General features: G+C 59.9%; 18 protein-coding genes and 1 tRNA gene. 2 read left to right on the top strand and 17 right to left on the bottom strand.

Annotation, left to right across the window (positions count from 1 at the left end):
* Window positions 1–10: 10 nt before the first annotated feature.
* The 15 genes from Q0J81_RS02755 to Q0J81_RS02685 all read right to left on the bottom strand — a co-directional run bounded on the left by Q0J81_RS02755 (window position 11) and on the right by Q0J81_RS02685 (window position 22,447).
* Entirely contained in the window at window positions 11–1,399 is a 1,389-nt protein-coding gene (locus tag Q0J81_RS02755) for an MATE family efflux transporter (RefSeq protein ID WP_294445912.1), read from the bottom strand.
* Window positions 1,400–1,517: 118 nt separating this feature from the next.
* Window positions 1,518–2,864: a replication-associated recombination protein A gene (locus Q0J81_RS02750; protein ID WP_294445911.1), complete on the bottom strand. Its 1,347-nt coding sequence runs from the start codon at window positions 2,862–2,864 to the stop codon at window positions 1,518–1,520.
* Between the two features lie 211 nt (window positions 2,865–3,075).
* A complete protein-coding gene (locus Q0J81_RS02745; RefSeq protein ID WP_294445910.1) occupies window positions 3,076–4,764 on the bottom strand; it encodes an L-lactate permease in 1,689 nt (562 codons plus the stop codon).
* A gap of 248 nt (window positions 4,765–5,012) precedes the next feature.
* Window positions 5,013–7,163, bottom strand: coding sequence for an L-lactate dehydrogenase (quinone) large subunit LdhH (ldhH, locus tag Q0J81_RS02740; protein WP_294445909.1), 2,151 nt, complete (start codon window positions 7,161–7,163; stop codon window positions 5,013–5,015).
* A gap of 2 nt (window positions 7,164–7,165) precedes the next feature.
* Complete coding sequence (locus Q0J81_RS02735) at window positions 7,166–7,792, bottom strand: lactate utilization protein (RefSeq protein WP_294445908.1); 627 nt, start codon at window positions 7,790–7,792, stop codon at window positions 7,166–7,168.
* A 227-nt stretch (window positions 7,793–8,019) separates the two neighbouring features.
* On the bottom strand, window positions 8,020–9,330 hold the full coding sequence (locus tag Q0J81_RS02730) for a (Fe-S)-binding protein (RefSeq protein WP_294445907.1): 1,311 nt from the start codon (window positions 9,328–9,330) through the stop codon (window positions 8,020–8,022).
* Between the two features lie 2 nt (window positions 9,331–9,332).
* Window positions 9,333–10,718, bottom strand: coding sequence for an FAD-linked oxidase C-terminal domain-containing protein (locus Q0J81_RS02725; RefSeq protein ID WP_294445906.1), 1,386 nt, complete (start codon window positions 10,716–10,718; stop codon window positions 9,333–9,335).
* Between the two features lie 366 nt (window positions 10,719–11,084).
* Window positions 11,085–11,393, bottom strand: a complete 309-nt coding sequence (locus Q0J81_RS02720) for a hypothetical protein (protein ID WP_294445905.1) — start codon at window positions 11,391–11,393, stop codon at window positions 11,085–11,087.
* Window positions 11,394–11,597: 204 nt separating this feature from the next.
* Window positions 11,598–12,893 (bottom strand): amidohydrolase, encoded by a 1,296-nt coding sequence (locus tag Q0J81_RS02715; RefSeq protein WP_294445904.1) that lies wholly within the window; start codon window positions 12,891–12,893, stop codon window positions 11,598–11,600.
* A 100-nt stretch (window positions 12,894–12,993) separates the two neighbouring features.
* Window positions 12,994–13,908 (bottom strand): DUF2333 family protein, encoded by a 915-nt coding sequence (locus Q0J81_RS02710; RefSeq protein ID WP_294445903.1) that lies wholly within the window; start codon window positions 13,906–13,908, stop codon window positions 12,994–12,996.
* Window positions 13,909–14,074: 166 nt separating this feature from the next.
* Window positions 14,075–15,151 (bottom strand): Xaa-Pro peptidase family protein, encoded by a 1,077-nt coding sequence (locus Q0J81_RS02705; protein WP_294445902.1) that lies wholly within the window; start codon window positions 15,149–15,151, stop codon window positions 14,075–14,077.
* A gap of 69 nt (window positions 15,152–15,220) precedes the next feature.
* Window positions 15,221–16,702, bottom strand: coding sequence for a helicase HerA-like domain-containing protein (locus Q0J81_RS02700; RefSeq protein ID WP_294445901.1), 1,482 nt, complete (start codon window positions 16,700–16,702; stop codon window positions 15,221–15,223).
* Between the two features lie 250 nt (window positions 16,703–16,952).
* A complete protein-coding gene (gene carA / locus Q0J81_RS02695; RefSeq protein ID WP_294445900.1) occupies window positions 16,953–18,092 on the bottom strand; it encodes a glutamine-hydrolyzing carbamoyl-phosphate synthase small subunit in 1,140 nt (379 codons plus the stop codon).
* Window positions 18,089–21,346: a carbamoyl-phosphate synthase large subunit gene (carB, locus tag Q0J81_RS02690; protein ID WP_294445899.1), complete on the bottom strand. Its 3,258-nt coding sequence runs from the start codon at window positions 21,344–21,346 to the stop codon at window positions 18,089–18,091. The genes carA and carB overlap by 4 nt, the downstream gene beginning before the upstream one ends.
* A 282-nt stretch (window positions 21,347–21,628) precedes the next feature.
* The gene (locus tag Q0J81_RS02685; RefSeq protein WP_294445898.1) at window positions 21,629–22,447 is read right to left on the bottom strand and encodes a hemolysin family protein; all 819 of its coding nucleotides are present in this window, start codon (window positions 22,445–22,447) and stop codon (window positions 21,629–21,631) included.
* 430 nt (window positions 22,448–22,877) lie between these two features.
* On the opposite strand from Q0J81_RS02685, the gene Q0J81_RS02680 reads away from it, so the two are divergent.
* Window positions 22,878–22,964: transfer RNA gene (locus Q0J81_RS02680), tRNA-Leu, on the top strand.
* Between the two features lie 296 nt (window positions 22,965–23,260).
* Window positions 23,261–24,007 carry a hypothetical protein gene (locus tag Q0J81_RS02675; RefSeq protein WP_294445897.1) on the top strand — a complete coding sequence of 249 codons (747 nt, stop codon included), beginning with the start codon at window positions 23,261–23,263 and terminating at the stop codon, window positions 24,005–24,007.
* A 162-nt stretch (window positions 24,008–24,169) separates the two neighbouring features.
* Here the strand turns inward: Q0J81_RS02675 and Q0J81_RS02670 are convergent, their stop codons facing one another.
* Both Q0J81_RS02670 and Q0J81_RS02665 read right to left on the bottom strand, forming a co-directional pair.
* A complete protein-coding gene (locus tag Q0J81_RS02670) occupies window positions 24,170–25,501 on the bottom strand; it encodes an outer membrane protein transport protein (RefSeq protein ID WP_294445896.1) in 1,332 nt (443 codons plus the stop codon).
* Window positions 25,502–25,584: 83 nt separating this feature from the next.
* Entirely contained in the window at window positions 25,585–26,097 is a 513-nt protein-coding gene (locus Q0J81_RS02665; protein WP_294445895.1) for a transposase, read from the bottom strand.
* Window positions 26,098–26,328 lie beyond the last annotated feature (231 nt).

Here is a 26,328-nt window from a genome sequence, read left to right as displayed (position 1 = left end):
CTCCATGTTTTCAGGCAGTTTGACGCTTTCTCATGCCGTATTCAAGCCATTTTTTCCCGTGGAAGATGCGCAGCGTCCAGAGAAAGGCGGCTGTCTGCCCGGCCGCTCCCGCAGCAAAGACGCCGGGAGCCCCCAGATTCAGCGAGACTCCCAGAAGAAGTGCCAGCGGGATGCCTACCATCCAGCAGGTAACGGCGCCTACGCGGCAGGACAGCATGGTGGCTCCAGCTCCGGAGAAAAGGGCGTTCATCATGCCTGTCATGCCTGTAAGGGGAACCGTGAGGCAGGAGAAGAACAGAAAGGCGGACGCCTGTCTCAGGACGGCCGCGTCGCTGGAAAAGAGCGCGGCGGCCTGTTCGCGCAGAAGCCAGAGCACGAGGCTCGGCACGACGAGTGTCAGGCCCAGACGAAGGGCCGCGCGACGTCCGAAATGATATAGTCCCAGTCTCTCCCCCCCGCCGAGAAGATGGCCGCTCACAATGACCATGGACATGTTGAGCGCGCCCAGAGGAAAAAGCAGCACGGCGTGCACCCTGCCGCCCACGCTCATGCCGGCAAGAGCGCTGGTGCTCTCCGGCAGAAGGCCTACAATGGCGAGCGTGGCGAGGCTGCCCAGATGCGTGATGATGTGTCCGGCGGCTGCGGGCATGCCTACGCGGAAGAGATAGGGCATGGCACGGCGGTTCCAGCGCCAGGGCGCGAAGGTGCGACGGTGAAGCAGACCGTAGCGGGCTGCCAGCAGAAGATTGCAGACAAGGCCGAGCACGGCGCAGGCAAACGTCGTCCAGGCGATGCCCGCCGCGCCGAAGAAGGGAAGAGAAAAGCGGCCGAGCCCGAAACCGAGATCTCCGACGAGATTGGCAACGGTCATGATGATCAGCGTGAGCAGCGGGAAGAGCACCTTCTTGTAGGCTCGGAAAATGGAATTCACCATGATGAGCACATAGTAGAAGGGAAGCTGGCAGCAGTAGGCGGTAAAGAACGTGGAGAGCGCGGGGCGCAGCGATTCGGAAATGCCCATGGCCCGGAAGATCGCAGGCTCGAACAGCACGGCGGCTGCGGCCACGAGCGTGCCCATGGATGCGGAAAGCATGATGATGAGGCCCGCGTAGCGGTTGGCCCGCGTCGTGAGCCCTGCGCCGAGAGACTGGCTCACTGTGGCCATGCATCCGCTGGCTACAAGGGAGGTGAGCAGCATGAGCAGAGAGAATATCTGCGCCACCACGCCGACGGCGGCCTGCACGTCCGGCCCGAGTCTTCCGGCACACCACACGTCGGTCATGGAAATGGCCAGATGACAGAGCATGAGTCCCATCTGAGGCAGCGTGAGCTGAAAGAGCTCAGCTCGCGAGGGCAGGGCGCGGACGGAGGCGGCAGAGGACTGAGCTGTGACGGGCAACGGAACCTCCCGGGCTTGACGTGAAGCGGCGAGTTCAGCCTAGGGGGAATAGTACTGTTTGTCAAATAAAGTTTTATATATAAAACTTATGACCGGTCAGGAGCTTTCCCCGTTCGATTCAGGCGCTGTTTTTTTCGCCTGAGCTTACCTGCTCGTGCGTTCTCTTCCATGCCTTGATGGCTTCGAGCCGCTGCCTGCAGCGAGCCTCAAGTCCCTGCTCTGTGGGAACGTAATAGGTTCTGTCGAGCAGGGAGTCGGGCAGGCAGCGCATGGTGGTCAGCTTGTCTTTCGTGTCGTGCGCGTATTGATAGCCCTTGCCGTAGTCGAGTTCCTTCATGAGCTTTGTGGGGGCGTTGCGTATCTGCAGGGGCACGGGTTCGTCAAGCATGGAAAGTGCGTCCTTTCTGGCACGGCTGTAGGCGACGTCGAGGCTGTTGGATTTGGGCGCAAGGGAAAGATAGACGACCGCCTGTGTGAGGTGAACGGAACATTCCGGCATACCGATGAAGTGACAGGCCTGATAGGCGGCAATGGTCATGTCGAGTGCATGCGGATCGGCCAGTCCTACGTCTTCGCTGGCGAACCTTGTGACGCGTCTGGCGATGTAGAGCGGATCTTCCCCGGCCTCCAGCATTCTGGCGAGCCAGTACACGGCGGCATCGGGATCGGAATTTCGCATGGACTTGTGCAGGGCGGAAATGAGGTTGTAGTGTTCTTCTCCCTTCTTGTCGTAGAGCAGCGACTTTCTGGAGGTGCACTCTTCCAGGATTTCTTTGGATATGCTGACTCTCTCGCCTTCCGTTTCGCCGTTGAGCACGATCATTTCCAGCGTGGAGAGCGCGGAGCGGGCGTCGCCGTTGGAAAAGGCGGCAATGATTTCCAGCATGTCCGGCGGCATGGAAACATGAAGACTGCCGAAGCCCCGGGGATCGCGAAGGGCTCGTTCGAGCAGGGCGGTCATGTCCTTTTCGGAAAGCTGATGAAGCACGAACACCTTGCAGCGGGAGAGCAGGGCGCTGTTTACTTCAAAGGACGGATTTTCCGTGGTCGCGCCTATGAGAATGATGCTGCCTTTTTCCACAAAGGGCAGAAAGGCGTCCTGCTGCGCCTTGTTGAAGCGGTGGATCTCGTCAACGAAGAGCATGGTGCGTCTGCCGTACTGGAGGTCTTTTTCCGCCTGCTGCATGACGGCCCGTATTTCCCTGATGCCGCTCGTGACTGCAGAAAAGTCTATGAAGTTTGATTTCGTGCGCCCGGCAATGATGCGCGCCAGCGTGGTTTTGCCCACGCCCGGAGGGCCCCAGAATATCATGGAGGAGATCTGATCGCTTTCTATGAGTCTGCGCAGAACCTTGCCTTTGCCGAGCAGATGTTCCTGTCCGAAGAATTCGTCGAGGTTTCTCGGGCGAAGGCGCGCGGCCAGCGGCTGGGAGGATTCGTTGTCGAAAAGGGAATGCTGTTTCATGAAGACTCCTCGCGGACGCAGGAACGGGTCCGGAACGGAGATGAGACGCGGACGGTAACGGGCCGGATTATCGTGCTTTCAGGGAAAAGGCCGTCGTGTGCCGCATCATGGTATTCTTTTCCTTTCGGGGAGAAAAGAGAGGAAGAGCGGCCTCCGCTGCGAAAAAAAAGGCCGCCCGAAGGCGGCCTTTTTCAAGTGGGGCAGGCAGCGCTTACATCAGAATGAAGGCCACGATGCCAACGGCGATGCCGTAGATGACGAAGGGAATGACGGTACGACGGAGGATGTCGCCTTCCTTGCCGATGAGGCCGAGCACGGCGCAGGCGGCCACGATGTTATGGATGCAGATCATGTTGCCCATGGCGCCGCCGACGCCCTGAGCAGCCACGATGATGAAGTGCTGAGGCACGGTGTAGTCGAGGGTTCTGGCCATATCCCACTGGAAGTTGGCGAAGAGCATGTCGGACACGGTGTTGGAACCGGTGATGAACGCGCCGAGGCCGCCGACGTAGGAGGCGAGGGCAGGCCAGGCGCCGCCGGCGAGGTCGGCGAGGCACTGGGCCAGAGCCATGGGCATGGAAACGTGGTTGGTGGCTTCGCTCACGCCCGTGCCCTTGAAGATGGACACGAGAGCCACGGCGGCGAGCAGGGAGATGGTGGGGGCCTTCATCTTGGCAAAGGCGGTAGACCAGGCCTTGCTGACCTTGTTGCTGCCGATGGCGTCGTCACGCAGCATGCCGTGCAGGAAGATGGTGATGATGGAAACGAGGATGAAGGGCACGGTGCCGGGCAGGTTCATGAGCGCGATGTAGGAGGTCACGCCTTCCTGACCGAGAATGTTGGAAGCGCCGATGTTGAACATGGGGTCGGTGACCAGAGCCTTCAGATGGAAGGCGGGCACGCGGGTGACGACGAGGATGAGACCGCACAGCACATAGGGAAGCCACGCCATGAACTGGCTCATATGTTCCTTGTATTCGGTGACGTCGGAAGGCTTGATTTCACCGATCCAGGCAGGATCCCACTTGTCGCTGGTATCGAAGTCCCAGGTGCCTTCGGGAACGCAGACGCCCTTCTGCGTGAGCTTCACGAGCACGCCGAGGCCGATGATGCCGCCGAGCAGGGAGGGCAGTTCGGGACCGACGGCCCAGGCGAGGATGAAGTAGGGAACGCCGAAGCAGACGGAGGCGAGCAGGCAGTACTTCCACGCGGCGAAGCCTTCGGACCAGGACTTGTTCTTGCCGTAGTAGCGGGTCATGAAGCCCAAGAGGAAGATGGGCAGGATGAAGAGCATGGGCAGGTGCATGAGGGTGACGTATTCGCCGATGGTCTTGTAGACGACGGCGGGATCGCCGACGCCGAGGGCGGTCATGGCAAGAGCTTCAATGGACTTGAAGCCCTGAAGCACAGGGGTGCCCACGGCGCCGAAGGTCACGGGGATGCTGTTGAAGGCAAGGCAGATGACGGCGGCGCAGAGGGGAGGGAAGCCGAGGCCGAGCAGCAGCGGGGCGGCAAGAGCGGCGGGGGTACCGAAGCCGGCCGCGCCTTCGATGAAGGCCGCGAACATGAAGCCTATGATGATGGTCTGCACGCGGCGGTCAGGACTGATTTTCTTCATGCCGGCCTGGATGGTTTCCATGGCGCCGCTGTAGGTGAGCGTGTAGTAGATGAGCAGAGCACCGAAAACGATGATCAGCACGCCGGCGGCCGTGATGAAGCCTTCGAGCGTGAGGGCTATCACCCGGATGAGGGGCAGCTGCCAAACGATGATGGCAAGCAGGGCGCCGGTGGCCCAGGCCAGGGGCATGGCGCGCATGGACGACCAGCGCAGGCCGACCATGAGAATCAGCGCCACAAGAAGCGGCGCGACGGCGAACAATGCCAAGAGTTCAATGTTCATAGTGCTCTCCTCTACTGTCTGTAAGAAGGTAAACGGGATTATGCAGGAAAAGCGTAATGCCTGTGTCCTGGTTTGAGCATTTTTGCCCCGCAGGGCGGGAACATTTGGCCGCAGGCCGCCGGAGTGGCGGAGAGGCCGCGAGATATCATGGCGTGTTTTTAGGCTGCGGAATGGGGTGTTCTCCTGAAGACCGGGGAAAATTCCGCAGCGTCGGTGACAAGGAGGCCCCGGACGGGGCCTCCTTGCATTTACTTCATCTGACGGGCGAGCAGTTCGGAGATATGCTCAACCTTGATGGGCGAATCGCTGGCCGTAGCCACGCCGCGGATCTGCATGACGCAGCCGGGGCAGTCGGTCACCACCAGAGAAGCGCCGGTGTCTTCACTGTTCTTCAGCTTCTTTTTGCCGATTTCGGCGGAGAGTTCGGGGAACTTCACGGAGAAGGTGCCGCCGAAGCCGCAGCAGGTGTCTTCCTCGGCTGCAGGCACATAGTCGGCAACCATGTTCAGAAGTGCGCGGGGTTCTTCGGTCACGCCCATGTTGCGCATATGGCAGGGCGAATGGTAGGTCACCTTTTCGTTCGACTTTACGAAGTTTTCGGCGCGCAGGCCGAGCTTGTTGTAGACGAAGGAGGTGAAGTCCATGACCTTGGAGGCAAAGATATCGGTCCGGTAGTGGTCCGGGGTATCTTTCAGCAGGTCGGGATAGGCGTGCTTGAGGTGACCGGCGCAGGAGGCACACAGCGTGATGATGGCATCGTACTTGCCGGGCTCGAAGGCGTTCACGTTCTGCGAGCTGACCTGCAGGCTGGTTTCGCGCTGGCCCATCATTTCCAGAGGCAGACCGCAGCAGGTCTGCTTGAGGGGAAATTCCACGTGCACGCCGTGTCTGTTGAGCAGACGGACGGCAGCCACGAGCTGTTCAGGATAGATGAAGTCCTGAGCGCAGCCGGAGAAGATGGCCACGCGGAACTTGGGCTGGGCGGGGTTGTTCACCACGCTCTTGAAGAGCTGGCGGAACGACTTGGGTGCAAGCGCGGGCAGCTGGCGGAAGCTCTGATCGCCGCCCATGAGCACGGCGGGCAGATGGCGGATGAACTTGCCGCCCTTCACGGTGAGGGGCTTCTGCGAGAACTTGATGAACTTGAGCAGGCTGTGGAAGCGGTCGCGGTCTTTCATCACCATGCTCATCACGGAACCGGCGGCGTTGTTGCCGTCGGCCTTGACGAGGCGCGAGCGGATTTCCATGGTAATGCGCGGCAGGTCGATGCCGGCGGAGCACACGTTCTTGCAGGACTCGCAGCCTATGCAGTTCTGCACCAGCGCGCGGGCCTTGTCCGCGCCGTGATACAGATAGGTGAGCGCAAGCCCCACGGCGCCGATGTACACGTAGCCCATCTTATGACCGCCGATGAGACGGTACACGGGGCAGACGTTGGCGCAGGCGCCGCAGCGCACGCAGCGCAGGATGTCCTTGAAGGCGGGATCCTGAGCGATCTTGAGGCGGCCGTTGTCGAGGAAGACGATGTGCATTTCCTTGCGGCCGTCGGGACCGACGGCGCATTCGTTGGCGCCTGCGATCCAGGTGATGTAGGAGGTGATGGCCTGAGCAGTGGCGTTTCTGGGCAGAACCTGCAGCACCTTGAGAGCGTCGGCCACGGTGGGAATGAGCTTTTCAAGGCCGGCGAGCACCACGTGCACGCGGGGCAGCGTGGTCACGAGGCGCAGGTTGCCTTCGTTGGTCACCGTACCGATGAGACCGGCTTCGGCCACGGCGAAGTTGGCGCCGGAAATGCCCATGTCGGCCTTTACATACTCGCTGCGCAGTTCCTTGCGGGCCACCTTCACGAGCTTCTGGATGTCTTCCCGGTCCTGCTGCACCTTGGTCACGTCGGTGAACAGGTCGGCGACCTGATAGCGGGACAGGTGAATGGCGGGCATGACCATATGGGAAGGACCTTCATGGCGCAGCTGGATGATCCATTCGCCGAGGTCGGATTCCACCACGCGGCAGCCTTCCTTTTCGAGGGCGTCGTTCAGGTGGATTTCTTCCGCCGTCATGGACTTGGACTTGATGATGTTGTGGCAGTTGTTTTCCTTGGCGATCTTGGCGATGATGCGGTTGGCTTCCGCGCCGGTGGAGGCGAGATGCACGTGCACGCCGCGCTTTTCCGCTTCAGCCTTGAACTGGGCAAAGAGCTCCATCATGTGCTGAGCGGCGTTGTCCTTGATGTCGGCCACTTCTTTAATGAGGCCGTCCACGTCCATGCCGCCGAAGATGCGGGTGCGGTTGGCCTTGTATTCGACGGCGAACTTGTCCAGCGTGGCGCGGAGGAACTTGTCGTCCAGCGCTTCCTGAATCTGACCGTGATATTCCTTCATGTTCTTGGCGTCGGCCATGTCTAGTCCTCCAGCAGCACGATATGAAGTTCGAGGGGACCGTGCACGCCGAGGGCGCCCACGCGTTCAATGTCTGCCGTACGGCTGGGGCCGGTGATGAAGGCCGTGTAGGAAGCGCCGCCGCGGTTGACGAGATCGAGCAGAAGATTGTTGGCGTCCTCCACCTTTTCCAGCAGAGTGCCCTTGCGCACCAGCATGATGGACACTTCGGCCACCATGCTGCCGAGACGCACTTCCTCGCTGTTGGAGTTGACCACGCACGTCACGGTGTCGGCCACGAGGCCGTCTGCCCAGGTGATGCTGGTGTCGAAGCCGCCCAGATGATCGCGCAGGCCGGAGCGCAGCAGCGTGATGTCGGTATCGGCGGCCTTTTCTTCCAGAACGGCGTATTCCTCCTCGGAAAGGCCGGGAGCGGCGATGAAGCGTTCAAGAAGCGTGGGGAAGCCGTTTTCGCTGGCAGGGCCGTAATGTTCGCCTTCCACGGGCAGCAGCATTTCGCAGTGACGTTTCTTTTCCGTCACGTCCACGGCGTACTGCATGGCGTCCGCAAAGTCCTTGGCCTCATAGAAGGTAACAGGAACCGAAGACGCCTTGGCTTTCACCACTTCGACAAGTTGATCCTGAGTCATTGTTACTCCTTGGAGCGTTTTACGTTGCTGAAGTCCTGTCGGCCGGAACAGGCCGGACGGACTCAGGACTTGCAGGTTCGGGGCTGTGCCGTGCATTGCGGCAGAGCCCTTGTTCCCCGACGACAGGAAGTCCTGCGGGGAAGATAAGAGAGGCGCGCCGTTTTCAGTTCTGCGCGCACCGGAGAAAGGAAGAGCGGCTCGGCAAGGGCCGCTCTTCCCCAATAGAATCAGTCGGGAAGCGTTTCCGCATAGATTTCGATGGGATGCTTGACAACCACCTCATCCTTGTTCTGCGAGAGCATGTCGGAAATCTGCAGCATGCAGGCGGGGCAGCCCGTGGCCACGGCGGTGGCGCCGGTGTTCACGATGTTGTCGCGCTTACGCTGGCCGATTTCTTTGGACAGGTCGTAATGGAACAGGGTGAAGCTGCCGCCGCAGCCGCAGCAGCGGTCGGCCTCGGCCATTTCCACAAGCTCGTAATCGGGATTCATGCGGATGAGCTTGCGGGGCTGCTCGGATACGCCCACGCTCTTTTTAAGATGGCAGGAGTCGTGGAAGGTCACGCGCGTGACCTTGCCGGGATGGCGTTCACCGGGATCCATCTGATCCACGTGCAGCACGTCCACGAGGAAGGCGTTGATGTCCATGACGCGTTCTGCCACGGACTTGATGGTCTTCTGATGTTCAGGAGAGAAATCCTGAATGAAGTAGGGCCACCATTCCTTCAGCGTGGCGGTGCAGGAACCGCAGGGCGTGACCACGTAGTCGATGCCGCCGCCGATAAGCTCACGGCCGATGACGTTAAGGTTCTTCTGCGTTTCCAGCACGAAGCCCTTGCGGTCGCCGGAGGCCAGCGCGGGAATGCCGCAGCAGGTGAGATCGGAAGGCATGACTATGCCCACGCCGTGATGCTTCAGTACCTTGAGGCAGGCTTCGCCGAGCTGGGTGTAGTATTTGTCGGCCATGCAGCCGGCAAAGAACAGTACCTTTATGCCTATCTGGCCTTCGGTATGCAGACTGCCGTACTTGGCATGGAGAGACTTCGCGGGCAGCTTTGCGATGTGGCGGGAGCCCACGAGCTTGCTGAGAAGCGGCATGTCGTAGGTCTTCGCGCCCTTCTGGCGCATGACGAGTCCCTGAAAGGGAGCCGCGGTGCGCATCATGGCGCTGAACAGCTGCGGATGAGTGAGCAGCTCGCGGAACACCAGTTTCTTTATGGGGTTGAGTCCGCGGTAGTCCACAAGGGCCTGACGGGCCTCCATGAAGATTTCCAGAATGGACACGCCGGAGGGGCAGTTTGCCTGGCAGGAACCGCACAGAAGGCAGCGGTTCAGCTTTTCTTCTACGGCGTCGGGATCTTCGATGATCTTGTGGGCAAGATTGTCGAGAAGAGCAAGCTTGCCGCGGCTCACGTCGGCTTCCTTATGGGTGACGCCAAACACCGGGCAGACAGCCTGGCACAGACCGCAGCGCATGCAGTCGGCCAGCTTGTCGTCCAGCTTCATCAGAGTTCTGGCAAGACGGGATATGTCGCTCATGATTACATCCCCGTAATCTTGCAGGCGTTGAAGAGGCCCTTGGGGTCAATGGCGCGACGCATGCGCTGAGAGAAGAGAATGGTGCCCTTGCTGGTTTCCTTTTCCATCCACTTGGCCTTGGCCGTGCCGATGCCGTGTTCGCCGGAAAGCGTGCCGCCCAGCTTGAGCGCCACGTCGAAGATTTCGTCGACGGCGGCTTCAACGCGGGAGAATTCTTCCTTGTCGCGCTTGTCGCACAGAATGGTGGGATGCAGGTTGCCGTCACCGGCATGACCGAAGGTGCCCATGTCGAGCTTGTACTTGGCCGCGATCTCGTTGAGGTTCTTGATCATGGCAGGAATCTTGGAGCGGGGCACGGTGGCGTCTTCAAGCACGCAGGTGGGACGGGCGCGGGCAAGCGCGGGCAGCGCGTTGCGGCGGGCGGCCCAGAGCTTGTTCTTTTCTTCGGCGTCCTTGGGAATGTGGATGCCCGTGGCGTTGCACTTCCTGAGCACTTCTTCCACGATGGCCGCTTCGTCGGCAACCTGACCGGGATGGCCGTCCACTTCGATGAGCAGCATGGCGGCGGCCTCCACGGGAAGACCGATCTTCTGGTCGGCTTCCACATACTTCAGCGTTGCCTGATCGAGCAGTTCCAGCGTGCAGGGCACGACATGGGCGGCGATCATGGCAGCCACGGCGTCGGCGGCATCCTGCACGTCGGCAAATTCGGCGGTGATGGCGCGGGAGGCGCGGGGCGGCGGCACGAGCTTGAGAATGGCCTTGCTGATGACGCCCATGGTGCCTTCGGAACCGACCATGAGACCAGCCAGGTTGAATCCGGTCACGCATTTTACGGTGCGGGAGCCGGTCTTCACCAGGTTGCCTTCATAGTCATAGAATTCCAGACCCATGACATAGTCCTTGGTCACGCCGTACTTGAGACCGCGCAGACCGCCGGCGTTTTCGGCGATGTTGCCGGCCAGGGTGGACACGGACATGGAACCCGGATCGGGCGGATAGAAGAGACCCTTGGCTTCCACGGCGGCGGCGAACTGGGCGGTGACCACGCCGGGCTGCACTACGGCATACAGATCCTCGGTGTTGATTTCGAGAATTTTCTGCAGGCTGTTGGTGAGAATGACGGCGCTTTCCACGGTGTCGGGCACGGTGCCGCCGGAAAGATTGGAGCCTGCACCACGCACGGTGATGGCAAGGCCGGCCTCATAGCACAGGCGGACGACTTCTCCTATCTGCTCCGTCTGCGTGGGACGAAGAACCAGCGCCGGCACCTTGGGAGGCAGCACGGCGCTGTCGTAGGAATAGCACTGCCTGTCGGCTTCGCTGGTGAATACGTTTTCTTCGCCCAGCAGAGCACTCAGGTCTTTGATGAGATTGGGACTGATCATGACATACCCTCCCCGAAGGGTTATAAAGTCAACGAACTGAATACCATTTTTACCCTACTAAGATAATGGGAAACCCCCAAATAAGGCAAGGGGTTTTTGATATTAAAGGCGAATCTTTGGCGTGTAGTTTTTTTCTCAAGGAAAGTCTCGGGCAAGTATTTCATAGCCCTTTGATATAAAAAAAAATAAAATTTGCACAAAGTGAAGCTTTAGAGATAGAGAGAAAATTTCCGTCCGAAAAGGCCTGAAGGCGTTGCTTCGGACAAAAGATGTGCCGACCATTGTGAAAACCCTCGAAGACCTGGCATTTTTGGGTGTTTTCGGGTCGGACGAACGTATGTTCGGGACAGGAGGGAAAAGTCCGTTTTACGCGTCGCTCAGGATAGGAAATTTTTGCAGAATGCGCGGTGCGACGTTGCGTTTGGAAAGGGGGGGAATTTTCGTTTCGCGGGCGGAGACGGTGAAGCCGCCCGTCTTCATGTTGTCGACCGTCAGGGTGGCAGGATCCCTGGCAGGAAGAGGAGCATGCGTCACGGCAATGCTCACCGCCCCCGTGCCGTCGGGGTACTGGACAATGGCGATCACCGTGCCATTTGCGCTCTGTGCCGGTTTGGGCTGCGTCCACCCGTTGGAGAGAATGAGGGGGAAGCAGCCGGTCTTCACTTCATCGGCCAAGGCGACAGCGGCAGGCCTAACCATGCTGACGAGGCAGGCAGTCGGGAAAGAAGGAAATTTTTTATGGATCCTCCGTGCGGTGGAAGATCTCGACGGCTTCCGAATGAAAAAAGATACCTTGATAAAAACATGGCGGATTTGCTTGTGTCAAGACAATAAGCTCTGTAATTATACACTGTTGCATGAATCGCCGTTATGATCGGTTCATGCCTCGTCGAGGGCAAGGACGATATTTTTGAGAAGCTGCACGGAAGGCAGCAGCACGTCTTCGTTGAAGTCGAAGTCAGGGGCGTGGTGTCCTGCGGCAAGGCGGCTTCCCAGCATGAGATAGACGGCGTCGCCGCCCATCTTCTGCACGGCGGCCATGGGCACGCAGGCGTCGTCGCTGCCGTAGCCGGACGCCGTATCCAGTATGAGTTCATCATGGAACCAGGGCACGGACCGGGCCGCTTCGCGGACGACGCGGATCAGGGTGTCGTCGCTGTCTGCACTGTCGGAACCGCCCATGAGCCGGAGGCGGCAGTGCTGTTCGTACATGGCGGCGGTGTGTTCGATGATGGAGCGGCAGTGCTCGAACATGTAGTCGTTGATTGCCGTGGTGGCTCCGCGCGTTTCGCAGGTCATGAGCGCGTGGTCGGCAATGACGTTGCGGCCGCTGCCCGCGTTGAGCGTTCCCACGGTGACGCGGGAGTCGCCATCCCCGTGCCGGGGCAGGGCGTGCATGTTGAGGGCGGCGCTGGCTGCGGCGAGCAGGGAGTTCGCGCCCTTCTGCGGTTCGGCCCCGGCGTGGGCGGCGCGTCCGGTGAATTCCACGTCGAACTTGGTGGTGGCCAGAAAGCCGCGTGCGCCGCATACGAGGGCGTGATCGTTGTCGGCATGCATGCCGATGTGTGCGGCAATAAAGTGTCTTGCTCCGGCAAGCCATCCCGCGGCTGTCATGGCGCGGGCTCCGCGGCATCCTTCTTCGCCGGGCTGAAAGAGAAGCCGGACGTTGTGCCTGAGCCTGTCTCGTACGGTTGCGAGCTCCCGGGCGAGCCCCAGCCCTATGGCGATGTGTCCGTCGTGTCCGCAGGCATGGCACAGCCCCTCGTGCAGGGAGGCAAAGCCTTCCCGTGCCGGGCGGTGCTCCGGGGCATGGCTTTCCTGTACGTTGAGGGCGTCGATGTCGAAACGCAGCACGGTATGAACAGGAAGATCCGGGCGGATATCCGCCACAAGTCCGGTGACGCCGTTCATGCGCGCAAGCCATGCCTGCGGGGCGCCTTCCTCGGCGGCCTGAGCTTCAGCCGCACGCAGCACGTCGTCGTCCGGCATGCCCATGCGGGCTTCTGGCAGGGAGACCGTTTCCCCGACGACGGGCGAGAGCCCGAGGGCTTCCAGTTCTTCCGCGATGCGTGCGGTGGTCCAGAATTCCGCCATGCCGGCTTCGGCATGGCGGTGAAACAGCCTGCGCAGGGCCGTCAGCCTTTCCTGAGTAATGGGAGAATGGGGTTCCGTCATGGCAGTTTCAGATAAGGAAAAGGGGAAGGAACAGACTTCCTTCCCCCGTTAAAGGTTTACGGACGGGCTGCGGCATCGGCCGGGCGCATCCGGTGCGTCGTCAGATTCTCAGACTGTCGCGGATGTCGGTGAGGCGGTTGCGGGCAAAGAGCAGGTAGGAAATGATGAGCTCGCCCGAGTTGAACGACGAGGTGATGTACATGGGATCGTAATTGCAGATGAGATCCATGTAGCGCATGGCCTCGGTCATGTTCTGTTCGTTGTTTTTGGTGCCGATTTCCGGGTACAGTTCATACATGGCCTTGAGGTAGTCGCGTACCACCATGATGACGCCCTGCGCCTCGTAAATGCGGTTGTCGAGGGTGTAGAAGGGCAGATCCTGACTGTCGTTGAGCAGACCGAGCGCGTAGCCGAACACCGTTTCGCCGAGGATGAGGTTGAAGGCGGAATAGATGTCGTCGGTACGGCAGTTGTAGACGGCCTTGCCCGCCAGAAGATCCTTCTTGTACTGTTCGGTCATGGAAAGCGCCTTTTTGAAGGAGCTCTCTGCCGAGGGGATGAACAGCATGCCCCAGCGCTGAGGGCTGATGGCGAAGTAGTTGAGACGGGCGTTGTAGAGAAGGTCGTTTTCCCGGTCGTTGTTGCCGAGCTTGGCGATGACCGTGGAGTAGTGGTCGAAGAGCATCTTGGTGGCCACGTAGGTGCCGAACTGCCGGTAGGCGCGGTTGTCCATGATCCAGCGGTTGAACAGAATGTCGTTGGCCGTCCAGCCGAAGGTGGAATCCAGTTCCGCTTCCATGCGGTGCGTGAGGGCAGAGAGCAGCGCCGCTCCCTTTTCCTGATCCGTCATGTTTTCCTTGATTTCCGTCTGATAGACGGGGAATTTGACGGGATCAATGAGCGTGTAGAGCTTCTGCGAGCCCCATACGGTGAACAGTATGCCGACAAACAGCAGAATCTGAATGCCGAGCGTCTTGGCTACAATGATGAAGTGCCGCTTTTCGGGGTGAATCATGCGAGTCTCCTGAAGAGTGGTTGGTTCCGCCGGGCAATGCGTACGCAATTTTGCCCGACAGAAAAAAGATAATCATGCTCTTTTTTTCGTCCAGCGCTTTTTGGAAATCCGTCCACAGGGGGAAGGACGGAGAAGAACGCCAGCAGGAACGAAAGAAGCGGCAGCGTCAGAACACCCGGCAGCCGTCTTCCGTGATGACGGCCATGTACTCCCAGCGCGCGCCGCCCCAGCCGGGGAAGTAGAGCCCGGGCTCGATGGTGACGATCATGCCCGGCTGAAGGGGCCTGATGCTGGTCGGGCTGAGGCGCGGCCCTTCGTGGGTTTCCAGTCCCACGCCGTGCCCGAGAGAATGGGTGAAGTATTTGTCCATGCCGCAGGAGGCAAAGTAGTCCACGGCGATCTGATGTACCTCCCTGCCCGTGATGCCTGGGCGCAGGGCGGCAATGGCGCGGCGCTGCGCCTCCTGAACACGGTTCAGCATTTCCGTGAAGCGCGGGGAGGGATTGTTTCCTATCCAGTATGTCCTTGTCTGATCGGAGCAGTAGCGGTTCAGGCGGCAGCCCTCGTCCACGAGCACCATGCAGTCGTCCGTGAACACGGCGGGAGCGTCCGGGGCGTAGTGGGGCAGCGCCGCGTTGGCGTTCATGGCCACGATGGACGGAAAGCTCAGCTCCGAAGCTCCGTGCTCCCGGTAGTATTTTTCAATGGCCCAGGCCGCTCCCGCTTCGTCCTGTCCGGGCACGAGCACGGAGGGCAGCCATTCCAGCATTCTGTGATTGAGCGCCACGGATTCGGCAATGAGGCGTATTTCCTCCTCGTCCTTCACTTCGCGCAGTCTCTCTACCAGACCGTCGGCGGCCTTGAGCGAGAGTCCCGGCTCAAGACGCTGCACATAGTTCCAGGAAAGGTGTTCGGCTTCCATGCCGACGGTTCCCGTGCCGCACAGGTTCTTGAGCAGGCCGTTGAGCGCTTCGGAAGACGCTCCGCGATAGATGAACACCCTCTCCCGCTCCCAGAGATTTGCCGCGGCTTCTTCGTAGCGGGAGTCGGTGCACAGCCAGTCTCTGCCGTCCTTCATGATGATGAGGCAGCCTGAGCTTTCGTTGCACTGACAGTCGTGAAGCTCGAATCCGGACAGATAGAAGCGGTTGGCCGGCTGGGAGACGATGAGGGCGTCGAGGCCTTCCTCGTGCATGAGACGGCGCAGCCTATCCCGGCGCGCCTCAAAGGTTTCCTTGTTCATGATGTCCTCGTATGTGCGCCCTTCGGCGCGGAAAAAGGAGCAACGCTCCATGCTGTTGAAATCTGGTCACTAACGCCTTTTGCCGAAGATGCCGCCGAGAAGTCCCCGCATGACGGCGCGCCCCAGCTCTCTGCCCACGGTACTGCCGATGGTGCGTCCCGCCTGCTTCACCACGGAACCGAGCATGTCTTCCCACGGGCTTCGGTAATCGTTCTCTTCGCTGCTTTCGGAAGATGGATGCTCAGCCTCCAGCACCTCGCAGGCGGACTCACGATCCACGGGCGTACCGTACAGTCGCTGCATGGGAGAGCTGTCCATGACGGCTTTGCGTTCCTCGTCGCTTATGGCGCCGATGCCGCCTTCCGGCGGCAGAATGAGCGCGCGTTCCACCATGGAGGGAGCGCCTTCGGCATCAAGAAACGACACGAGAGCCTCGCCCGTGCGCAGGGAGGAAATGACGGCTGCGGTGTCCATGGCGGGATTGAGACGAAAGGTTTCGGCGGCGGCCCGAACGGCTTTCTGATCTTTCGGCGTGAAGGCGCGCAGCGCGTGCTGTATGCGGTTGCCGAGCTGCGAGAGCACGGTATCGGGAATGTCCGACGGGCGCTGTGTCACGAAGTACACGCCCACGCCGCGCGAGCGGATGAGACGGACCACCTGCTCAACCTTTTCGAGCAGCACGTCCGGAATGTCCTTGAACATGAGGTGCGCCTCGTCGAACATGAGCACAAGACGAGGCCTGTCGGCATCGCCCTGTTCCGGGAGCCGTTCATAAAGTTCCGAGAGCAGCCAGAGCAGCACCGAAGCGTAGAGACGCGGCTTTTGCATGATCTCGTCCGCAGCAAGAACGTTGATGACGCCGCGGCCGGCAATGTCGGTTGCAAAAAGGTCTTCCACTCTGAGCGCAGGTTCGCCGAAGAAGCGTTCCGCGCCTTCGTCGGTCAGTCGAAGCAGGCTTCTTTGGATGGCGCCCAGACTGGCGGGAGACACGTGTCCGTATCGTGAGGCGAGAAGCGCACGGTTTTCCGCCGTCCATGCAGCCATGGCGCGCAGATCCTTGAGGTCGAGCAGCAGAAGGCCGCGGTCGTCCGCTGCATGAAACATGATGTTGAGAATGCCCGTCTGCACGTCGTTCAGTTCCAGAAGGCGCGCAAGAAGCACGGGGCCCATGTCGCTTACGGTGGTGCGCAGCGGCGTGCCCTTTTTCCCCGCGACATCCCAGAAGCGTACCGGATAGCCGCGATTCTCGTAGCCGAGCGTCTTCAGGCCGAGCTCGTCGATGCGCGCGGCGACGCTTCCGCCGGGAGCTCCGGGGCGATACATGGCGGCAAGGTCGCCCTTCACGTCGGTGAGAAAGACGGGAACGCCCATGGCGCTGAAGCTCTCGGCCATGGTCTGGAGCGTGATGGTCTTGCCCGTGCCCGTGGCTCCGGTGATGAGCCCGTGCCTGTTTGCCATGCGCGCTTCCATGCACAGCCTGCGGCCGTCGGGGGTGAGGGATGCGGGATTTTCAGCAGCGGCAATGAAAAGTCGGTTGTCGGAAGTAAGCATCGTTGGTCCTTTGCGGGCAGAGCCGGGAGGCGGGGCGGAAAAGGACAGCTTTCCCTTTTCTGGCCCTGCAGATGAGACCATAAGGCTTTTTCTGAAAAAAGCAAAAGGACGTGGCGGTGTTGTGCGTACTGCGCAAGACTGAAGGCGCGTTTTGTGCGGCACGTTGCAAAAAAGGCTCCCCCGGTGTCGGGGGAGCCTTCGGGAGCGGAATGAACGGGTGCAGCGTACCGCCTCAAGGCTGCACGGAGACTTACTTCTTGTTCTTTTCTTTCAGCACCATGGCCTTGTAATCGGCGAAGAAGGTACGGCTGTCGGTGGGGCCGGCGGCTGCTTCGGGGTGATGCTGAACGGTCATGATGGGCTTCGTGGGATGGCGGAAGCCTTCCAGCGTGCCGTCGTTGAGGTTCACGTACACCTTTTCCACGCCTTCGGGCGGAATGACGCAGAAGCCGTGGTTCTGGGACGATATTTCAATGCGGCCGGTGAGCAGATTCTTGACCGGATGGTTCACGCCGTGGTGGCCGAATTTCAGCTTGGTGGTGGTGCCGCCGAGGGCGTGGCCGAGAAGCTGATGGCCGAGGCAGATGGCGCCGATGGGGAAGATTTTCGCCATCCTGGCGATTTCCGCAATCTCCGGCTTCAGCGTAGCGGGGTCGCCGGGCCCGTTGGAAAGGAACACGCCGTCGGGATTGACGGCCTTGACCTCTTCGCAGGTAAAGGACGGGGGAACCACGAGAAGTTCCATGTCCTGCATGCTGAGAAGGCGCAGAATGTTCCACTTGATGCCGAAGTCGTACACCACGATGTTGAGAGCCTTTCCGGCAGGCCAGTCGTAGGAGCCGTCGGCATTGAGGGTCACGGGCGCGGGGCGTCCGACCGTCTCATCCCAGCGGTAGGGCTTGTCGGGAGCCACGCGGGTGACGAGGTTCTGTCCTTCCATGGAAGGAAGCTCCTGCGCCTTCTTCACGAGTTCTCCGGCGTCGAGAATGCTGGTGGAAATGCAGCCGCGCATGGCGCCGTTCTTGCGAAGGTGCAGCGTGAGAGCGCGGGTGTCGATGGCTTCGATGCCGGGCACGCCCTGACGCATGAGAAAGTCGGGCAGACTTTCGGTGGCGCGCCAGTTGGAAGGCTCCTTGCAGCATTCCTTGACGATGAGGGCAGACATGTGAACCTTTTCGGATTCCATGTCTTCGGGATTGATGCCGTAGTTGCCGATGAGCGGATAGGTGAGGCACACCATCTGGCCCGCGTAGGACGGGTCGGTGAGCAGTTCCTGATATCCGGCCATGGCGGTATTGAAAATGACTTCGCCGCCGGTCAGTTCAATGGGGCCGGTGAAGGATTCCCCTTCAAGGACGAAGCCGTCTTCGAGGGCGAGCAGAGCTTTCATGCGCGTTCTCCTTTGGGCGATCCCGCATAGTAGTCCTGGAGGCACTCGACGTTGAGAGCCTTGTTCTGCTGATGCTGGATGGCGCGGGCAATGGCGCGGGCGCCGGAAATCGTGGTGGTAAAGGGCACGCCGTAGTGCAGCGTGGTCTGACGGATGGCGCGGGAATCATGGTTGGTGCGCTTGCCGGACGCCGTGTTGATGACCATGGCGACTTCGCCGTTCTTGATCATGTCCACGATGTTCGGGCGGCCTTCATGCACCTTGAGCACGGGCTGCACGTCCAGCCCGGAGTCCTTGAGGAGCTTTGCCGTGCCGCGCGTGGCGAGCAGCTCAAAGCCGAGGTCGGCGTAGGACTTCGCAATGGGCACCACGAATTCCTTGTCGCGGTCGTTCACGGAAATGAACACCTTGCCGTAGGTGGGCAGGGACTGGCCTGCGCCGAGCTGGCTCTTGAGGAAGGCTTCGTCGAAGGTGCGGGCCACGCCCATGACTTCGCCGGTGGAGCGCATTTCAGGTCCGAGCAGAATGTCCACGCCGGGGAAGCGCTTGAAGGGAAACACCGCTTCCTTCACGCACACGTAGCCGGTCTTGCGCATGGACCAGGGGTCGAGTTCCTTCAGCGTCTTGCCGAGCATGATCTGCGTGGCAAGGCGGGGCAGCGGAACGCCGGTGGCCTTGGACACGAAGGGCGCGGTGCGGGAGGCTCTGGGGTTTACTTCAAGGATGTAGATTTTCCCGTCCTTGACGGCGAACTGGATGTTCATGAGGCCGACGACGCGCAGTTCCTTGGCAAGTTCCACGGTCTGACGGCTGATTTCGCTGACGATGGTATCCGGCAGGGAGTAGGGAGGCAGCGAGCAGGCCGAGTCGCCGGAGTGAATGCCGGCGGCTTCGATGTGCTCCATGATGCCCGCCACATACACGTCCTTGCCGTCGGCCAGGGCGTCCACGTCCACTTCGATGGCGTTCTCAAGGAACTGGTCGATGAGGATGGGATGTTCGGGGGTGTCCGTGCCCACCACGTTGCGGAAGTAGTCGTCGAGGTCGTCGGGGCCGTAGCAGACCATCATGGCGCGGCCGCCGAGCACGTAGCTCGGGCGCACGATGATGGGATAGCCGATACGGGCGGCTTCTTCCTTGGCCACGTCCAGCGAGATGCAGGTGCCGTTCTGAGGCTGGAGAAGATGCAGCTTCTGGATGAGAGCCTGGAAGCGTTCGCGGTCTTCGGCGCGGTCGATGGCGTCGGGGCTGGTGCCGAGAATCGGCACGCCCGCGCGCTGCAGCGGCACGGCGAGATTCAGCGGGGTCTGGCCGCCGAACTGCACGATGACGCCGTCGGGCTGCTCGGTCTTCACGATGTGCATGACGTCTTCAAAGGTGAGCGGCTCGAAGTACAGACGGTCGGAGGTGTCGTAGTCGGTGGACACGGTTTCGGGGTTCGAGTTCACCATGATGGCTTCCACGCCCTCGTCGCGCAGGGCGAAGGAGGCATGGCAGCAGCAGTAGTCGAACTCGATGCCCTGGCCGATGCGGTTGGGGCCGCCGCCGAGAATGATGACCTTCTTGCGGTCGTGAACGTCAAGCTCGCGACCGGTCTCGTAGGTGGAGTAGAAATAGGGGGTGTAGGCCTCGAATTCCGCAGCGCAGGTATCCACGAGGTAGTACACGGGCTCGGTGTTCGTGGCCTTGCGCAGGGCGGCCACGTCGCTTTCGGGGCGCTTCCACATTTCGGCAAGCTGCCTGTCGGAGAAGCCGAATTCCTTGGCGCGGCGCAGAAGGCGCACGAGCTCGGGATTGTCCGGCGTCATGGAGTTGCCGAGAGCGAAGTCGCGAAGGTCGCCTTCCATCTTCACGATGTCGCGGATCTGGCGCAGGAACCACAGGTCGATGGTGGTGACAGCGTGGATTTCCTCCACGCTCATGCCCGCGAGAATGGCATGACGCAGGGCAAAGATGCGCTTGGAGTTCGGCGTGCGCAGCCTGGCCATGATTTCGTCCATGGAAGGCAGAGGATCGCGGAAATGGCTGCCGAGACCGGGAGCGCCCACTTCCAGAGAACGCAGGCCCTTCTGCAGCGCTTCCTTGAAGGTGCGGCCGATGGCCATGGTTTCGCCCACGCTCTTCATGGAGGTGGTGAGCTCGTCCTTGGCTCCGGCGAACTTTTCAAAGGTGAAGCGGGGAATCTTGACCACGCAGTAGTCGATGGCGGGCTCGAAGCTGGCCATGGTCTCGCGGGTGATGTCGTTGGGAATTTCGTCGAGAGTGTAGCCTATGGCGAGCTTGGCGGCAATCTTGGCGATGGGGAAGCCCGTGGCCTTGGAGGCCAGAGCGGAAGAGCGGGACACGCGGGGGTTCATTTCGATGACCACGAGCTCGCCGTTTTCGGGATTGAGGCCGAACTGCACGTTGGAACCGCCGGTTTCCACGCCGATTTCGCGCATGATGGCGATGGAGGCGTCGCGGATCTTCTGGTATTCCACGTCGGTGAGCGTCTGCACCGGGGCGACGGTAATGGAGTCGCCGGTATGCACGCCCATGGGATCAAGGTTTTCGATGGAGCACACGATAACGCAGTTGTCCTTGCGGTCGCGCATGACTTCCATTTCGATTTCCTTCCAGCCGAGCACGGACTGCTCGATGAGCACTTCGCTCGTGAGGGAGGCATCGAGACCGCCGGCGGCGATTTCTTCCAGGTCTTCCTGGTTGTAGGCCACGCCGCCGCCCGAGCCGCCCAGCGTGAAGGCGGGACGGATGATGAGCGGGAAGGGCATTTCCGCGGCGATGCGGCGCACGTCTTCCATGTTGCGGGCGATTTCGCTGCGGGGCACCTTGATGCCGATGTTTTCCATGGCGGCGCGGAACAGCTCGCGGCTTTCGGCCTTTTCAATGACCTCGGCGTTGGCGCCGATGAGCTCGACGCCGCATTCCTTGAGCACTCCCATCTTTTCCAGAGCCAGGGCGGTGTTCAGGCCGGTCTGACCGCCGAGGGTGGGCAGAATGGCGTCGGGCCTTTCCTTGCGGACAATGGCGGCCACGGTTTCGGGTTCGATGGGTTCAATATAAGTCCGGTCGGCAAGACCGGGATCGGTCATGATGGTAGCCGGGTTGGAATTGACAAGGATGACTTCGTACCCTTCTTCCTTGAGGGCCTTTACGGCCTGGGTACCGGAATAGTCGAATTCACAGGCCTGGCCGATGACAATCGGACCCGAGCCTATGACCATAATGCGCTTAAGGTCTGTACGCTTAGGCATATTCCGCTCCTAAAGTAGGTTTAAACTTGCGTATGATTACACGTTGTCCTGAGATAATCAAGCGTCGTGCCCGGGCTTCGGGCGGAAAGCGGCTCAGGGGCCTCGTTGCGCCTGCAGGCGGAGGCAGGAGGAGGGCTGATGACATCGGCAGGGCGGGGCGTTTCAGACTTCCTTTTCGTCGCGCCGGAAGCATGACGGTGGCGCTTTGAGGAAGGCGTGGGGAGGCGCGTTCCATCCGCATACAAAAAGAGCCATGAGCGTGTGCCCATGGCCCTGAAAGCGCTATTCCTCGCGTGTCGCGATGACGGTATGTATCTGTTTGGCGTCCGCGTCGGCTATGGTGAACAGCCATCCTCCTATGCGGAATTCCTCGTCCTTCTGCGGCACGTGCCCGGCATCGAGGCTGAGGTATCCGCCGATGGTGTCCACCTCGTCGGATTCAAGGTGTATGCCCAGTTCTTCCAGCTCTTCAAGATAGGCGCGGCCGGACAGCTCGTACCTGCCTTCCCCGAGGGGACGGATGTCTTCTTCCTTGGGAGCGTCGTGTTCGTCCTCTATGTCGCCGACGATGACTTCGAGCAGGTCTTCGATGGTGGCGAGGCCGGACGTTCCGCCGTATTCGTCCACCACGATGGCGAGATGATTCTTGCGGCTGCGGAATTCCTGAAGAAGCTCGCTGGCAATCTTGGTTTCCGGCACGAAGAAGGGCTGACTCATGATGCTGTCGACGGGAGTGGCCTGCAGATCGGCCCGCATGAGGGAGCTCAGCATGTCCTTGGCGTGAACGATGCCTATGATGTTGTCGCGCGTGTCCTTATAAATGGGCAGACGGGAGTGGCCGGTTTCCACGATGGCTCCAGCCGCCTCAAGAATGGTCGTTCCGGAGGGAAGGCAGTCGATGTCGGTGCGGGGAGTCATGATGTCCTGCACCTGCAGTTCATCCAGGGACAGGATGGAAAGCAGCATGGAACCTTCTTCCGCCTTGAGCTCGCCGTCTTCGCGGGCTTCGCGTATTGCCTGTTCCAGATGATCTTCCGAAGACTTGCCGGAAAAGAAAGCGCCGAGTTTCGACCACACGGTACTGTGGGATTCGCCGTCCAAGACGATACTCCTTCAAATAGGGTTCAGGCCGGAAAAAAGACCATGCCACATCGGCAAGCGTCGGCAGAAGCCGGCTCCGGCACGGGAAAGGCCCGTATATCGGGCGAAAAGACGGGGGAGACGAGGCAACCGCAGGAGACGCGGAGCCCGGAAAGAATGAACGTGCCTGCCTTCGCAAAACTTCCGAGAGGAACGTCGGAAGACTGGCAGCCGGATTCTTCCATGTCGGAAAAAAGGCTGTCGCCGTTGTGAGTTGTGGTTTGGCAGGTATCGTTCATGTCAGATCCATATTTTGCATCGAGACTAGCTTGTTCGATGCAAAAAGGCAAGCTCGGAGCGACGCAAAGGGCCTTTTTATCGTTTTTTTGCGTCGCCGCTTCGGGAAATGACGGTTGACCTCGCGCCGTGAAATCTATATAGAAGCAACTGTGCCGGAATGGTGGAACTGGTAAACGCAGCGGACTCAAAATCCGCCGGCAGCAATGCCTTGAGGGTTCAAGTCCCTCTTCCGGTACCAGAAAAAACGTGCTGAAAGCCCTGTGGAACGTCGAGTTTCGCGGGGCTTTTCGTTTTTCCGCCTGCCGTGCGGGGGAAAAACGGGAAACGGATGCCGCGAGCGCATGATGTTTTCGCTTTTTTGTCTTTGTGCTCCAGAGGCTTTTGAGATGTGAGTTCGGAAGACAGACGCCGTGAGACCTCCGGATAAGGGCGGCAGCCGCGTCGGGCATGAACGCAACGCCTTTTCTCGTCAGGGAAAATCCTGTAAGTACGCCGTACGGGGCATCCATGAATTTTTGAACGGCAGGAGGGAACATGGCATTTACCGGATGGGAGAACGTGAAGGAAGGCGAAGAGTTTTCCGTAGAGGAAATTGCCGCATTCTACGGCAAGGTGGGGGCGTATGCGCTGCTTGAACCCATGAGAAACAGCCTGTGGGGGCGTTTTCCCCTGATGGTTCGCGCCATGACGACGGAGCGGGTGGAAGGTCTTTTTGAGCCGAAGGAACGCGTGCGGCTTTTCCTTCGGGAGGATGGCGACGGATACGCGCTCAAGGCCTTTCCCGAAAATGTGTTCGACAGAGAGGAAAGCTATTTTCCCTTTATCGGCATGGCGGAAGAAAAGGCCGTGCAGAGCTCTTCGCCTTCCGGCAGCGAGCCGTGGACGGACATGTTCTGCGCAAGAGACTATTATCTGCCGTACTGTGACTCCCTGCTGGCGCTCAGACCTCCGTACACCGACGAGCAGATGGAAAAACTGTATCATGACTTTGCGGAGAACTATGCGGAATACGACGACCGTTGCGCCATGATTTCCGGGCCGTATCGCACTGGGGCCGGAAAATTTTCCGCCTTCTGCTTTGCGCTGGCCCGGGAGGGGCTCAACATGCCCGACGGTTCGCGCTGCTTTGCCCCGTGGGACGTGGTGCTTTTGTTTCTTGAGCTGAAGGAACAGGGGGAGATCGGCGAAGTGGCCACGGTACCGCTTCGCATGGTCAATTTCTACGACGGCGACAAGCTCCGGGCCTTTGCCGAAATTCTGGAGAGGCAGTCGGACGCCTGACGATTTGAACGGACAGGGAATACGCGGACTCGTTTTTTATATGGAAATGCCCCGGTGAAGCTTTTCCGTTTCCATCAGGAAAAGGAGAGACTTCATCGGGGCATTCTTGAAAGGTGCGTGCTCGGCGCAGGGGAGCCTTCGGACGCTCCTTGTACCGGCGTATTAGAACTTGTAGCCTATGCCTATGCCGAAGTTGTGGGCATGGGGATGGGTGGTATGGCCGGCCACCACGCCACTTGCAGGATTCAGGCGAGCGGCGTCCGTGTAGTCGAGCACATGGTTGTGGATGTACATGTACGCGAGGTCGATGGTCCAGTTCTTGTAGAAGAAGCCCACGCCCGCGGTATAGTAGTTGCGGCCGTTGGAGGGCACCATGTAGTCGGCGTTGCCGAGGTTCATGGGCGAGGTCTCATACATGAAGCCGAGGCGCAGCGCCATCCAGTCCACGGGCTTGTATTCCGCAGAAATGCCGAGCGTCCAGCTGTTTCTCCAGTGCCTGTCGGTATTCTGCCATTCGTTGACAGGATCCTTCATATAGATGTTGAAGTCGCGGAAGCGGCTCCAGAGCGTGTATACGGCATCGGCTTCAAAGCTGAGGTTTTCCACAGGCTTGTAGGCTACGCCGAATCCGATGGAGTCGGGCAGATGCAGGGTTCCGCGCAGGCGGGAATTCTGGAGTCTGAGGATCTCGGGAGAGAGTGCGCCGAGCGGCGTCTTGCCGAGCTGATTGTCGTAGCGGGTCTTGCCGCTGACCTTGAGGCTCATGGGCGCGCGATAGGTGAGACCCATGGACCATTGATCGTTGACCTTCAAATGCAGGGCCGCGTTGCCGCCGAAGGAAACGCCGTGACCGTTCAGGTTGAGGTCGCCGGGTTCGCCGAAGCCGAGCCCCTGAGATATGGCGGCCAGACTTCCCTGACCGTACTGATTGAGGTTCTTTCTCATCTGCATTGAGGCGGTCATCATTTCCACGCCCACGGCCAGGGAAAGATGGTCGTTGAACTTGTAGGCAATGCTGGGGTTGAGCGAGTTTGTGATGAGCTGCACGCTCTGCAGATTGTACCCGCCCGGCCATTCGTTGGGATACTTCACGCCGAGGCCGAAGCGCGTGTAGGAAGCCAGACCGAACCACACGCTGTCGTTGATCTGATGCGTCACGTAGAAGGAAGGAATGGGCCAGGTCTGATGGGCGCTGTGATAGTTGCCCGTGTCGTTGCCTGCGGCGTCTCTCGTGTCCACGCCCCAGTAGAACTGGGACACGGCAAGGTTGGCCTGCATCTGCGTTCCATCAAGGAGCGTCATGGCGGCAGGGTTGTAGGCAAGCGTGGAAGGATCGCCGCCACGGGCGATGAGTCCGCCGGCCAGGCCCATGCCTCGGGCACTGTTTTCCATGATGGCGAACCCTTCCGCCTGAGCGCGGGTCGCGGGGAAAAGAAGAGTAAGAGAAACAAGAAGCGCACCGAAAAGGCGTGCGCCGGTAGAAAGACAGTTCATTGCACAACTCCTGCTGCCGCTGGGAAAGAGGACAGGCCGACAAAAGCCATGCAATGAACTATAGGACTTCCTGATAAATTAAATCAAGATTTGAATTTATCCGTAAATAACGCGGTAGCCTTGTCACAGAATTCTTTTGCGCGTTCCCGGCTTCTGCGGCTGATGACCGGCCGCCAGATGCGGCATTCTTCCGGGGCGTCGGCCTCGTCATCGCCGTCGGCCACCTTGCCCGCGTTGGCGGTTGCAGCCTTGGCGCTGCGTGTGGTGTCGAGGGTCCATTCCCAGGCAATGCCCTTCATTTCTTCAAACTCTGCAAGACCTTTTTTCCAGAGCTCGCTGAACAGTCCCTGAGCTTCCCATTTTTTGAAGTAGGCGTGAATGGAACTCGGGCTGCCGTAGAATTCCTTGGGAAGAGACTTCCACTGCGTGCCTGTTTTCAGCACGTACACGATGGCGGAAAAGACTTTGCGGTAGTCAAGCGGTTTGCGTCCGCCGCCGGCGATGCGCTGGTAAACCTTTTCAGGATCACGAACGGTTTCCGGAATGAGCGGCTTGACGGCTTCCCAGAAGGAATCGGAAATTTCCCAGAATTTCATGATGTTAAACCTGTATGGGTGTTGAGGTGGTGAAAAGTTTAGCATAAAAGGCAAAGGAAGTCAGCAGTTGCTTATTTACGGATAAAAATTATCAAAAAAAATTTTAAAAATTTCTTTCGGAAAGTGTTGACAGTGTGAGGGTGTCAGGCTATATATAGCGAACACGACGCGGGGTGGAGCAGCTTGGTAGCTCGTCGGGCTCATAACCCGAAGGTCATTGGTTCAAATCCT

Source organism: uncultured Mailhella sp. (assembly GCF_944324575.1).
In the GTDB taxonomy this organism is placed as follows: Bacteria; Desulfobacterota; Desulfovibrionia; order Desulfovibrionales; family Desulfovibrionaceae; genus Mailhella.
The sequence above is the reverse complement of the archived record's forward strand: the minus strand, read 5'-3'. Positions and strand labels throughout refer to the sequence as shown.